This window comes from Salegentibacter salinarum, from assembly GCF_900168115.1.
Lineage (GTDB): Bacteria > Bacteroidota > Bacteroidia > Flavobacteriales > Flavobacteriaceae > Salegentibacter > Salegentibacter salinarum.
The window spans coordinates 177,031-189,728 of sequence record NZ_FUZC01000002.1 but is presented as its reverse complement, the minus strand read 5'-3'; the positions used below and the strand labels follow the sequence as shown (position 1 = coordinate 189,728).

The window sequence follows — 12,698 nt, the reverse complement described above, 5'->3', positions numbered from 1 at the left end:
CAGAAGTCGGAAATCAAAAAATGAAAGTTTAAAAAATAAATCAATTTAAATATACTCCATCTTAGCGGAAGTGATAAAAACCAATTTATGTATAAACTAAAAACCACCCATAAAAAACTCCTGGCAGATACGATTACACCAGTGAGTGTTTATCTTAAGGTGCGGGACAAATATCCCAACAGTCTCCTTTTGGAAAGTAGCGATTACCACGCCAACGATAATAGTTTCTCTTATATCTGCTGCAATCCTATCGCTTCCATCAAAATTCAGAATGAAAGAATTACTGAAGTTTTTCCTGACGGAAGCAAGAAAACTACCGAAATCACGCCCGAGGTAAACGTACCACTTAGAATACAGGAATTTTCAAAACAATTTAAGACTGAAGATTCCGATTTTAAATTCATCAATAATGGGCTTTTTGGTTATATCGCTTACGATGGGGTTCGGTATTTTGAAGACCTGGAGATTAAGAAACGCAATGGTGACCTTAAGCTACCGGATATTTATTATGCGGTTTATCAAAATATAATCGCCATTAATCATTTCAATAACGAAGCTTATATTTTTGACCATAGCTACGATACCGGTTCAAAAATTCCGGAAATCGAACAACTTATTAAGGTTAAAAACTTCGCGACCTACAATTTTGAACGTCAGCAGGAACCAATTTCAAACCTAACCGATGAAGAATTTAAGGCGAATGTAAGACTGGGGAAAAAACACTGCTATCGTGGTGATGTTTTTCAAATTGTACTTTCCCGTCGATTTTCGCAAAAGTTTAAAGGAGATGAATTCAATGTTTATAGGGCATTGCGCAGCGTAAATCCTTCCCCCTATCTTTTCTATTTTGACTACGGAAACTTTAAAATCTTCGGAAGTTCTCCAGAAGCGCAATTGGTGGTTCAGGACGGTCAGGCAGAAATCCATCCCATCGCCGGAACTTTTAAACGTACTGGAAACGATGAAGAAGATGCCGAATTAGCCAAAAAACTGGCCGCAGACGAAAAGGAAAATGCTGAACACGTAATGTTAGTAGATTTAGCCAGAAACGATCTTAGTCGGCACGGGAATAATGTAAAAGTGGAAAAATACCGGGAAATTCAATTTTTCTCGCACGTGATTCATCTTGTAAGCAAAGTAACCGGCACCAAAGATCCAGAGACCCCTACAATGCAGGTGGTAGCGGATACTTTTCCGGCAGGAACTTTAAGCGGCGCACCAAAACACAGCGCGATGAAACTCATAGAAAAATACGAAAATGTAAACCGCGATGCCTACGGGGGAGCAATTGGTTTTATGGATTTCCACGGAAACTTTAACCACGCAATTATTATTCGCTCCTTTGTGAGTAAAGACCATCAGTTGCATTACCAGGCTGGTGCGGGTGTGGTTTCTGAATCTGTAGAAGAAAACGAATTACAGGAAGTTTACAACAAACTCGGAGCATTAACCAAGGCCCTCGATATAGCTGAAGATATTTAAAGAAATAAAACTAATCGTCATCCTGAATTCATTTCAGAGTTTGCTCCGATTTTTTCGGAGATCTAACAAGCTGATAATAATGAATGTTAGAATCTGAAACGAATTCAGATAGACGTGGAGTTTAAGTGATTAAACAAATAAATACATAATTTCACACCAGGTAGAATGAAAAAAATATTAGTTATAGATAATTACGATTCTTTTGTGTACAACCTTGTGCATTATCTTGAAGAATTTGATTGCGAGGTTACGGTCATTAGAAATGACCAATTGGAACTGGAAGATGTGCAGAAATACGATAAAATTCTTCTCTCTCCCGGCCCCGGAATTCCCAGTGAAGCCGGGTTACTAAAACCAATTATAGAAAAGTATGCTTCAACAAAAAGCATTCTGGGCGTTTGCCTGGGCCAACAAGCCATTGGAGAAGTTTTTGGTGGAAAATTAGGTAATCTGGAATCGGTTTATCACGGTATTGCCACCACCATGGATCTCTGTGTAGACGATGAACCACTTTTTAAAGATTTACCAAAGACGATGAATGTTGGCCGGTATCATTCCTGGGTGGTATTAAAGGGATTACCAGATTCACTGGAAGCCACTTCTTATGATGAAAACGGTCAAATTATGTCGCTTCGTCATCGCGAATTTGATGTTCGCGGTGTTCAATTTCACCCAGAATCGGTGTTAACGCCTGATGGGAAAAAGATGATTCAGAATTGGGTAAACAGTTAAACTTATGAAAAAACTATTAAACAGGCTCATTAATCACGAAACCATCTCCAAGGATGAGGCGAAGCAAGCCCTTTTCAGCATTTCTAACGGAGAATATAACGAAAGCCAGATTGCCGCATTTCTTACGGTTTATATGATGCGCAGCATCACTATAGAAGAACTCGAAGGTTTTCGTGATGCACTTTTGGAACTTTGCGTGGCTATAGATTTAAACGATTACAACCCCATAGATCTCTGCGGAACCGGTGGCGATGGAAAAAACACTTTTAATATTTCAACTACTTCTTCATTTGTAACGGCAGGCGCGGAAGTTAATGTGGCAAAACACGGAAACTACGGAGTTTCTTCGGTAAGTGGAAGTTCTAACGTGATGGAAAGTTTGGGGATTAAATTTAGCAACGACGCCGGATTTTTAGAAAAATGTATCGCTGAAGCAGGAATTTGTGTGTTGCACGCTCCCCTCTTCCACCCGGCGATGAAAAATGTGGCGCCCATCAGGAAATCTTTGGCGGTAAAAACTTTTTTCAATATGCTCGGGCCAATGGTAAATCCTGCGTTCCCCAAAAATCAGCTAGTGGGTGTTTTTAATCTGGAACTGGCCAGAATGTATGGTTATTTATATCAGAACACCGATAAGAATTTCACTATTTTGCACGCTTTGGATGGTTATGATGAAATTTCCCTCACCGGAAACACAAAAACCATTTCCAATAATTCTGAAGGAATGTTGAGTCCTGAGGATTTTGGCGTAGAAACCTTGAAACAGGAAGAAATTGCCGGCGGCGGATCTATAGAAAGTTCAGCAGAAATTTTTGTAAATATTTTAAAAGGGAAAGGCACCAAAGCACAAAACAATGTGGTGTGCGCCAACGCCGGAATGGCCATCGCCACCGCCAAACAAATTAGTGTTAAAGAAGGTTTTGAAGCTGCAAAAGAATCGATAAATTCGAGGAAAGCTTTAAACGCATTAGAAAAGTTACAGGAGTTGAGTAAATGAAACAACATACATCTAAATTATTTATGAAGTCTTATTTTCGTCACGCTGTCCCGAAGCTTCGGGATTATTTCAGCTTCGAAGCTGTTTTGATTATTAATCGACTTAGATCCTGAAACACGTTCAGGATGACGATAGGAAAAACAGGGAACTCATAACTGACAACCGAAAAATATGAATATTTTAGACAAAATAATAGCCGATAAACATAAAGAACTGGTTCTAAAAAAGTTGGTCATACCCATATCTCAATTGGAACAAGCAGCGCTTTTTGAGCGCGAAACAATTTCTTTAGCTGAAGAATTGAAAACCAGTAAAACCGGGATTATTGCCGAACATAAAAGACGTTCCCCTTCAAAATCGGTTATCAATCAGGATTTAAATGTGGAGGATGTAGCCAGAGGTTATGAAGATGCAGGAATTTCGGGAATGTCTGTTTTAACTGATGGCAAATATTTTGGCGGCTCTTTAGACGATCTGCTTTATGCCCGTGCAGCGGTTAAAATGCCATTGCTTCGGAAAGAGTTTATTATTGACGAATACCAACTTCTGGAAGCAAAAGCACATGGCGCCGATGTTATTCTACTTATCGCCGCAGTGCTGGAACGTGAACAAATAAAATCGCTTTCAGAATTTGCGAAAAGCATAGGGCTGGAAGTATTGCTGGAAGTTCATAACGAAGAAGAATTACAAAAGTCTATTATGCCCAGTTTGGATATGCTGGGCGTAAACAACCGAAATTTAAAAACTTTTGAAGTCAGTATCGAAATTAGCAAAACACTTTCAGAAAAGATACCAGAAGATTTTGTCAAAGTTTCAGAAAGCGGAATAAGTTCGGTTAAAGCGATTAAAGATTTACAGCAATACGGCTATAAAGGCTTTTTAATCGGTGAGAATTTTATGAAAACTAACAATCCCGGCAAAGCCGCGGTAGAGTTTGTGAGAGAGTTAAGCACGTCACCCTGAACCCGCCCGTCCGTTCAGGCGGACTCTTTTCAGAGCCTGTCCCTGTTTTTTCTCGGGGGTCTAAGCTGGTATAAATTTATAACCTGAAACAGGTTTAGGATGATGACTACCAAAACCAGCTCTCCTCCTTTTAAAGGAGGAGGGAGTACCCGAAGATAAAGAAGTGGTTAAAACAAGTAAAAATGAACAATCTAAAACTCAAAATATGCGGGATGAAAGATCCCGAAAACATCAGCGAAGTGGCAAAACTTCCGCCGGATTATATGGGTTTTATTTTCTATGAAAACACACCCAGAAATTTTGACGCTGAAATCCCGGAAATTCCTTCAGAAATTAAGAAAACCGGTGTTTTTGTCAATGAAAAAATTAACGTAATACTGGATAGAACGAAGAAATACGATCTTAATGCTCTTCAGCTTCACGGGGATGAGTCTGCGGCTTTTTGCGCTGAACTAAAAACATTATTGATGGAAACTTCCGTGGAAATAATTAAAGTATTTTCGGTAAATGACGATTTCAATTTTAAGCGTTTAAAGGAATATGAAACCGTGGTAGATTATTTTCTTTTTGACACAAAAGGAAAAAACAAGGGCGGAAACGGGATCACTTTCAATTGGGAGATTTTAAAAGAATATCCTTCGGAAATCCCTTTTTTCCTAAGCGGGGGAATTGGACCGCATGAAATTGAAGAAATCAAAAAACTAAAAGCTTATTTTAAGCAGAATGGAAATGAAAATTTACTATATGCCATAGATGTAAACAGTAAATTTGAAGAACAGCCAGGGTTTAAAGATGTGGTAAAACTGGAAAAGTTTGTTAAGCAGATATGAGTTCTCGGTTATAGGTTGTGGAGTTTAGAATTTAAGAAATAAAAACGTCATTGCGATCCCGATGAAAATCGGGAGAAGCAATCTTTTCTATCAAAGTTAAGATTGCCACGGGCCTCCCCCTTGCACTGACACGAAAATAATTAGTGTATTCGTGGCGACAGCTACTAAATAAAACAAATAAAAATGAGCTATCAGGCTAACGAAAAAGGATATTACGGCGATTTTGGCGGGGCTTTTATTCCCGAAATGCTTTATCCAAATGTAGAGGAATTGCGTTCGCAGTACCTGGATATTATGAAAGAGGAATCTTTTCAGAAAGAATTTAAAGATCTGCTGCGTGATTATGTGGGGCGACCAACACCGCTTTATTACGCAGAACGTTTTAGTAAAAAATACGATACAAAAATATACCTGAAACGCGAAGATCTTTGCCACACCGGGGCGCATAAAGTGAACAACACTGTGGGCCAGATTTTAATGGCAAAACGCCTGGGAAAAGATCGCATTATTGCTGAAACCGGTGCAGGACAACACGGCGTCGCCACCGCTACGGTTTGCGCACTGATGGGCATTGAATGCATCGTGTATATGGGCGAAATTGATATCGAGCGACAGGCGCCTAACGTGGCCCGAATGAAAATGCTGGGTGCAAAAGTAGTTCCGGCAAAATCTGGGAGTAGAACGCTAAAAGATGCTACTAACGAGGCGATTCGGGATTGGATTAATAATCCGCTGGATACACATTATATAATTGGTTCTGTGGTAGGCCCTCACCCCTATCCCGATATGGTAGCCCGATTTCAAGCGGTGATTTCGGAAGAAATCAAAGTGCAGTTAAAGGAAAAAGAAGATCGTGAAAATCCCGATTATGTGGTGGCCTGTGTTGGTGGCGGAAGCAACGCTGCCGGGGCTTATTTTCATTATTTAGATAATCCTGAAGTTGGCATTATCGCGGTTGAAGCTGCCGGAAAAGGTATTCAAAGTGGTGAAAGTGCAGCGACTTCAGCTTTGGGAAAAGAAGGCATTATCCACGGTAGTAAAACGCTGCTTATGCAAACCGAAGATGGACAAATTACTGAACCCTATTCAATTTCCGCTGGACTGGATTATCCAGGGGTGGGACCAATGCACGCCAACCTATTTAGAAGCGGCCGCGGAGAATTTATTTCCATAACTGATAAAGCCGCGATGGACGCCGGTTTAGAATTAGCCAAATTGGAAGGAATCATTCCGGCGATAGAAACCTCTCACGCCCTGGCTATTTTTGAAGACCGCAAGTTTGAAAAGGATGATGTTGTTGTGATCAACCTTTCAGGACGTGGGGATAAAGATCTGAGTACTTATATAGATTATTTTGATTTGTAGAAGGTTTTTGTTTTTAAGCCACGAATTCCCGAATGTTTTCTTTAAAAAACCACTATGAGACCTTACAGGTTTTGAAAACCTGGGAGGTCTGTAAAATAAAAGATTAGCACGGGCGCTGCCCTCGCAATGACGAATTAAGATTTGATCGTCAACCTGAACTTGCTTCAGGTTCTAAGATGAGTTTGATATAATATCTTAAATTCTGAAACAAGTTCAGAAGAACGGAGAAAATTAGAGATTCAAATGTACGCTGCGTTTGCAATGACGAAATAAAAATATTCGTGTATTCGTGGCAGAATTTACCCAGGAACCAAAAACGCTCTCGACTGCGCTCGAGCTGCTAAATAAGAATATTGAATCATAACAAATGAACAGAATAAATAAAAAACTTAAGGAAGAACAGAAATTGCTGTCTATCTATTTTACAGCAGGTTATCCTGAAACCGGAGATACGGTTTCTATAATTCAGGATCTGGAAAAAAATGGCGTGGATTTTATAGAAATTGGATTGCCTTTTAGCGATCCGCTTGCCGACGGGCCTACCATCCAAGAAAGTTCTACCAAAGCCTTAAAAAGCGGGATGACCACCAACAAACTCTTTGAACAACTTAAGGGAATCAGGGATTCTGTGGAAATTCCGTTGATTATTATGGGCTATTTTAATCCTATTCTTCAGTATGGGGTGGAAAAATTCTGTAAAAAATGTGCGGAAACAGGAATTGACGGACTTATAATCCCAGATCTTCCAGTTGATGTTTATAATGAAGAATACAAGTCGATTTTCGAAGAGAACGGACTGCAGAATATATTTTTAATTACACCGCAAACTTCAGAAGAACGCATTCGGTTTATAGATTCGGTTTCAAATGGATTTATTTATATGGTTAGCTCAGCAAGTGTTACCGGTTCTACCAGCGGATTTGGAGATGAGACAAAAAAATATTTCCAAAGGGTAAATGATATGCAGCTGAAAAATCCACAGGTAGTTGGTTTTGGAATTAGCGATTCCGAAAGTTTTCAGCAAGCAACTCAACACGCTAAAGGAGCTATTATTGGTTCTGCTTTTATTAAACACCTTAACAAAAATGGTAAGAATAATACAGCCGATTTTGTAAAAAGCATCAGGCCGGTTTAACCAAATTCTAACATGCTCTTGGCAGGTTTTAAGATTATCGATTCTTATCTTAGTGAATGAATCTAAAATATAGGAATTATGGCAGGGAAAATTGAAGAAAATAAAAGAAAGAGAAATAAAGATCAGGAAAATCCAACCAATCCTACGGGAGATACCAAAAAACGGACTAACGAGGTGGATTTTGACGAGAAAACCATAAAAGACCAACAGAATAAAAAGTAATTTATGGGACGCGGTGATAAAAAAACCAAACGAGGAAAAATTGCTATTGGTACCCATGGAAAATTACGACCTAAACGTAAGAAGTTTAAGGTAAAACCAACCACCATGGCCCAACAGGAAAAGAAAGAGTTACAGTAGTTGTAAGTTGACTACGTCTTGAAACCCTGAATTTGAAAGTTTAAGCTTTTAGATTCAGGGTTTTGTTTTTAGATTTGCGATTTTGAATAAACGCTGAAACGAGTTCAGCATGATGTAATATTCATCATCCCGAATTTATTTCGGGATCTAAGTTGAAAAGAAGTTTATCTTTTTTAAGCATGGTAGGTAGATACTGAAAACAAGTCCTGTATGGCGTGAGACAATAAAATTTAAAACCACTCCTTATACTGCAATATCCTAAAATCTATGGTATTAAAATCTTTATCTTTATGTTTTAGTTGCTTGTAGAGTTCCATACTACCAATAGCACGGTTGGCTGAACCGGACGGCGCGGTTAAAGACACTGTTTTAATCAAGCGGCCATCCAAGATAAATTGGTGAACCCGTGGAACTTCATTAGAAATTACTTTTAACCGAATTTCACTATCAATTTCTTTCAAATGCTTTCGGAAGAAATATTCCGGACCATTTTTGGAATTCCCACCGGTAAAAAGCAAGGTGTCAATTTTCGGATTTTCCTTTAGGATATCAATCATATTCCGAAGCTCCACTTCTTGCATTCCAAGGTCTGAAGCATCTATTTTTTTCCGTCGACTACTCTCTACCATATCACAAATTCCTATTCCCCGTTCTTCTAAAAATTCTTTACGCTGATTTACCGCATCATCCGTGTTTTCAAATTTCAAATCCAAACCGAAAATATTATCTAAAACGATCCATAAGAGTCCGTCGCGGCTGCCGTAGCAAAAATCAACATCACCTTCTTTTAACTGTCTTTTGGTAAACCTGGGTGGCGGTAGAGTTCCTACAATTAGTTTTGTAGCATTTTCCGGGATGTAAGGTTTGTAGGGATGTGTGTGGTGAAACATTGTGCTTCGCGTTTATTATTTTGGGTTTGTTCTTTATCGTTTCTATCCTAAATATTTAAAATAAAAAATTGAAATAAATCGTAGTACTTTTTCTTTTTTGCATTACTAAAAAAAGAAACAAAAAAGTCCAGGCTTACGAAACTTTAACTAGATATATCGCTCAACCACTGAATTTTAGGAACTCACCATCATAGTAAGTTAAACTTCAAAAGTGCGTTTAGCTCCAAACAGCCTAAATTTTTACGTGTTTTCGCTTCAAATCTGACGTTAAATTTTTGGATAGGCCAAACATTCAGTTATAACTATTTAAGTTTAATTACTAAATCATCCGCAAAGACCATGGTGCTTTCTGTGTGGATGATTTCGTCTATTTCGCCGTCTTTGGTGGCGGTTATGGTGGTTTCCATTTTCATCGCTTCAATTACAAATAAAGGTTCGTTCTTATTTACTTTCTGTCCTTTTTCGACTAAAATTGAGGAAATAGAACCCTGGATAGGTGCCCCTACTTCTTTATCATTGGATTTATTGATTTTTTGATGAACAACTTTTTCAACCTTTACCGATTTATCCTGAATTTTCACCGTTCTGGTCTGGCCGTTTACTTTAAAGAATGCATCAACGAGCCCGTCTTCATCTGCAGTTCCTACCGATAAAAATTCAATAAGCAGGGTTTTCCCTTTATCCATTTCCACCGTAATCTCTTCACCGGGTTGCATTCCGTAGAAAAAATTAGGAGTAGGAATATTCATAACTTCGCCAAATTTTCGGTAATGATTAAAATATTCGGTAAATACTTTTGGATATAATTTATACGAAAGGAAATCGGTCATTTCCAGTTTTCGTCCCATTCCCTCGCTAAAAATATCACAGAATTCTCCAAATTCTTTTTCAAAATCTATAGGCTCGAGATGTGCATTAGGTCTATCGGTATAAGGTTTTTGGTCCTTTAGAATGATTTTTTGCACCTCAGCAGGAAAACCACCATAAGGCTGTCCCAGATCTCCTTTAAAGAAATTCACCACCGACTGCGGAAAAGAAAGATCTTCGCCTTTTTCCATTACATCTTCTATACTCAAATTATTACTCACCAGGTATTGCGCCATATCCCCCACTACTTTGCTGCTTGGCGTAACCTTAATAATATCGCCAAAAAGTTTATTCACTTTAGAATACATCGCAGTAATCTCATGAAACCTGGAAGCCAAACCTAAAGACTCGGCCTGGGGTTTTAGGTTGGAATATTGCCCACCGGGAATCTCGTGTTTATAAACATCGGCGTTTCCAGCTTTAAGTCCGCTTTCAAATGGGAAATAATATTTTCGTACCGCTTCCCAGTAATGTGAATACTCGTTGAGCTTATCCATATTGAAATCAGCTTTTCGCTCGCTGGATTGCGTCATTTCTACCAGGGAATTAAAATTAGGCTGCGAAGTTAGTCCGGAAAGTCCACCCAGCGCTACATCTACTACATCTACCCCGGCTTCCATTGCTTTCAAATAAGTAGCCGATTGGATTGACGAAGTATCGTGAGTATGCAAATGCACGGGAATATTGATCTCAGATTTTAATGCGGAAATCAACTCACCGGCAGCGTAAGGTTTAAGCAGCCCGGCCATATCTTTTATCGCTAAAATATGGGCCCCAGCATTTTCTATATCTTTTGCCAGCTGAAGGTAATACTCCATATTATATTTGCTGTTTTTATCAAGTAAATCGCCCGTATAGCAAATTGAAGCCTCCGCAAGTCCAGAAGTATTCTTTCGGACATATTCTATACAGGGCGCGATAGATTTCATCCAGTTTAGGGAATCAAAAATCCTGAAAATATCCACTCCGTTTTCCCAAGCTTCGGCAACAAATTTTTCGATTAAATTATCGGGATAAGCGGTATAACCAACGCCGTTAGAACCGCGCATTAGCATTTGCAGCAAAATATTAGGCATTGCTTTTCTAAGTAATTGCAGGCGCTCCCATGGATTTTCCTTTAAAAACCTAAGACAAACATCAAAAGTAGCACCGCCCCAAACTTCCATACTAAATGTTTCTGGATGGTTTTTGGCAAAACCTTCGGCTACTTTCAGCATATCAATACTTCGCATCCTGGTGGCCAGCAAACTCTGGTGTGCATCGCGAAAGGTAGTATCGGTAAAATGAATTTTCTTTTCATTCTTCAACCATTCAGCAAACTTCTCAGGGCCCAGCTCGGTAAGTAAATCCTTAGTTCCCTTGGGGTAAGCTGCGTGAGGATCAAACGCAGGAACATCAGCTTTTATAAGTTTCGGTTTATCTTTTACGTCCTTGACATCGGGATTTCCGTTTACCACCACATCGCCCAGAAATTCTACCATCCTGGTAGCGCGGTTACGGGTTTCCTTCAACTTAAAAAGATCGGGATTATCGGCGATAAAATTCACGGTTACACTACCATCCCTGAATTTTTCATGCTGAAGAATATTGTCTAAAAACGGAATATTGGTTTTTACCCCACGAATTCTAAATTCGGCTAAAGCCCGGCGCATTTTTCGGCAGGCACCATCCAGGGTTCTTCCGCTGGCAGAAACTTTTACCAGCATGGAATCAAAAAATGGCGAAATGGTCACGCCCTGGTACAAACTCCCGGCATCAAGCCTGATACCAAATCCGGAGGCACTTCTGTAAGTCGTTATAGTGCCATAATCGGGTTGGAAATCGTTCGCGGGATCTTCGGTGGTGATTCTACATTGCAGCGCGAATCCGTTAGTACTTAACGACTCCTGATCTTTAATTTTAATTTGTTCGTCGCTAAGTTTGTATCCGCCGGCAATAAACAGCTGGGCTTTTACCAGGTCTATTCCGGTTACGACTTCGGTAACGGTATGTTCTACCTGAATCCTGGGGTTTACCTCAATAAAATAAATAATTCCATCCTGATCTACCAGAAATTCTACCGTACCAATATTATTATAATTTACCGCCTTACAAATGTTGACGGCATATTCATACAGTTTCTCTTTGGTGGTTTGATCCAGGTTATAGGAAGGTGCGAACTCGATTACCTTTTGATAGCGGCGTTGCACCGAGCAATCCCGTTCAAAAAGATGCACCATATTCCCGTGGTTATCTCCCACGATCTGAATTTCAATATGCTTAGGGTTTTCAATGAATTTTTCAATAAAAACAGTATCGTCCCCAAAAGCGTTGAGCGCTTCACGTTTAGATTCTGAAAATGCTTTTTTTAATTCTGCTTCTTCACGCAACACTCTCATTCCGCGTCCTCCACCGCCGCTGGCAGCTTTCAGCATAATAGGATAACCAATTCGGTTAGCTTCTTCTATCGCTATATCCAGGCTTTCCAGTTCCTTCTCGTTACTTTGAATCACTGGAACATTATTCTTCACGGCTACGGTTTTGGCCGTTACTTTGTCGCCCAGACTTTTTAAAACTGAAACTTCAGGACCAACAAAAATTATATCATTGTCTTTACAGGCCTGCGCAAGATTGGCATTTTCAGAAAGGAAACCATAACCGGGATGAATAGCATCGGCCCCCACCTTTTTAGCCAGGTTAATAATGGCATTTATATCCAGGTAAGGTTTTAGCGGCTCCTTATCGGGACCAATTTGGTAAGATTCATCGGCTTTATAGCGGTGAAGGGAGTAGCGATCCTCGAAGGTGAAAATACCTACGGTTCTAATTCCTATTTCGGTGCAGGCCCTAAAAATTCGAATCGCGATTTCTCCACGATTAGCCACCAATACTTTCTGAATCTTCATTTTTTTAGTTTAATTAGTTAGCAATACTTAGTTGTTGCTGAAAACTATTAAAACATTCAGAGGAATGGGTTCTATTTTATGCTAAATTTTATATAAAAGTTTTCGGTTGTGAGTGAGTAGGAGTTTCGGGTTGGGTGCAGATTTACAGGTCGGGTTGTTATGACTAAAAAAGATCGCCACAATCATTCTTCA

Annotated in this window: 11 protein-coding genes; 9 read left to right on the top strand and 2 right to left on the bottom strand. The window is 39.4% G+C overall.

All coding sequences use genetic code 11. The features are described from left to right. Nucleotides 1–87: 87 nt before the first annotated feature. The 9 genes from B5X53_RS03750 (at nt 88) to B5X53_RS03715 (ending at nt 7,864) form a co-directional block, all read left to right on the top strand. Nucleotides 88–1,482, top strand: coding sequence for an anthranilate synthase component I family protein (locus B5X53_RS03750; RefSeq protein WP_079711905.1), 1,395 nt, complete (start codon nt 88–90; stop codon nt 1,480–1,482). Nucleotides 1,483–1,647: 165 nt separating this feature from the next. Then, on the top strand, nt 1,648–2,214 hold the full coding sequence (locus tag B5X53_RS03745) for an anthranilate synthase component II (protein ID WP_079711904.1): 567 nt from the start codon (nt 1,648–1,650) through the stop codon (nt 2,212–2,214). 4 nt (nt 2,215–2,218) lie between these two features. Further along, a complete protein-coding gene (trpD, locus tag B5X53_RS03740) occupies nt 2,219–3,211 on the top strand; it encodes an anthranilate phosphoribosyltransferase (protein ID WP_079711903.1) in 993 nt (330 codons plus the stop codon). Between the two features lie 171 nt (nt 3,212–3,382). Beyond that, the gene (gene trpC, locus B5X53_RS03735; RefSeq protein WP_079711902.1) at nt 3,383–4,174 is read left to right on the top strand and encodes an indole-3-glycerol phosphate synthase TrpC; all 792 of its coding nucleotides are present in this window, start codon (nt 3,383–3,385) and stop codon (nt 4,172–4,174) included. A 182-nt stretch (nt 4,175–4,356) separates the two neighbouring features. After that, a complete protein-coding gene (locus tag B5X53_RS03730; protein WP_232764110.1) occupies nt 4,357–5,004 on the top strand; it encodes a phosphoribosylanthranilate isomerase in 648 nt (215 codons plus the stop codon). Between the two features lie 183 nt (nt 5,005–5,187). Continuing rightward, on the top strand, nt 5,188–6,369 hold the full coding sequence (trpB, locus tag B5X53_RS03725; RefSeq protein WP_079711900.1) for a tryptophan synthase subunit beta: 1,182 nt from the start codon (nt 5,188–5,190) through the stop codon (nt 6,367–6,369). A gap of 367 nt (nt 6,370–6,736) precedes the next feature. Beyond that, complete coding sequence (gene trpA / locus B5X53_RS03720; RefSeq protein WP_079711899.1) at nt 6,737–7,504, top strand: tryptophan synthase subunit alpha; 768 nt, start codon at nt 6,737–6,739, stop codon at nt 7,502–7,504. Nucleotides 7,505–7,582: 78 nt separating this feature from the next. Next, the gene (locus B5X53_RS19115) at nt 7,583–7,726 is read left to right on the top strand and encodes a hypothetical protein (RefSeq protein ID WP_198550751.1); all 144 of its coding nucleotides are present in this window, start codon (nt 7,583–7,585) and stop codon (nt 7,724–7,726) included. 3 nt (nt 7,727–7,729) lie between these two features. Beyond that, nucleotides 7,730–7,864, top strand: coding sequence for a 30S ribosomal protein THX (locus B5X53_RS03715; RefSeq protein ID WP_079711898.1), 135 nt, complete (start codon nt 7,730–7,732; stop codon nt 7,862–7,864). A gap of 230 nt (nt 7,865–8,094) precedes the next feature. On the opposite strand, the gene B5X53_RS03710 is transcribed toward B5X53_RS03715, so the two are convergent. Then, a complete protein-coding gene (locus B5X53_RS03710; RefSeq protein ID WP_079711897.1) occupies nt 8,095–8,754 on the bottom strand; it encodes a uracil-DNA glycosylase family protein in 660 nt (219 codons plus the stop codon). 302 nt (nt 8,755–9,056) lie between these two features. Then, complete coding sequence (locus B5X53_RS03705) at nt 9,057–12,506, bottom strand: pyruvate carboxylase (RefSeq protein WP_079711896.1); 3,450 nt, start codon at nt 12,504–12,506, stop codon at nt 9,057–9,059. Nucleotides 12,507–12,698 lie beyond the last annotated feature (192 nt).

What these genes read in the sequence shown, in the direction of transcription:
- B5X53_RS03750 (WP_079711905.1), top strand. Translation starts at nt 88, where the DNA reads ATGTATAAACTAAAAACCACCCATAAAAAACTCCTGGCAGATACGATT.
- B5X53_RS03745 (WP_079711904.1), top strand. Translation starts at nt 1,648, where the DNA reads ATGAAAAAAATATTAGTTATAGATAATTACGATTCTTTTGTGTACAAC.
- trpD (WP_079711903.1), top strand. Translation starts at nt 2,219, where the DNA reads ATGAAAAAACTATTAAACAGGCTCATTAATCACGAAACCATCTCCAAG.
- trpC (WP_079711902.1), top strand. Translation starts at nt 3,383, where the DNA reads ATGAATATTTTAGACAAAATAATAGCCGATAAACATAAAGAACTGGTT.
- B5X53_RS03730 (WP_232764110.1), top strand. Translation starts at nt 4,357, where the DNA reads ATGAACAATCTAAAACTCAAAATATGCGGGATGAAAGATCCCGAAAAC.
- trpB (WP_079711900.1), top strand. Translation starts at nt 5,188, where the DNA reads ATGAGCTATCAGGCTAACGAAAAAGGATATTACGGCGATTTTGGCGGG.
- trpA (WP_079711899.1), top strand. Translation starts at nt 6,737, where the DNA reads ATGAACAGAATAAATAAAAAACTTAAGGAAGAACAGAAATTGCTGTCT.
- B5X53_RS19115 (WP_198550751.1), top strand. Translation starts at nt 7,583, where the DNA reads ATGGCAGGGAAAATTGAAGAAAATAAAAGAAAGAGAAATAAAGATCAG.
- B5X53_RS03715 (WP_079711898.1), top strand. Translation starts at nt 7,730, where the DNA reads ATGGGACGCGGTGATAAAAAAACCAAACGAGGAAAAATTGCTATTGGT.
- B5X53_RS03710 (WP_079711897.1), bottom strand. Translation starts at nt 8,754, where the DNA reads ATGTTTCACCACACACATCCCTACAAACCTTACATCCCGGAAAATGCT.
- B5X53_RS03705 (WP_079711896.1), bottom strand. Translation starts at nt 12,506, where the DNA reads ATGAAGATTCAGAAAGTATTGGTGGCTAATCGTGGAGAAATCGCGATT.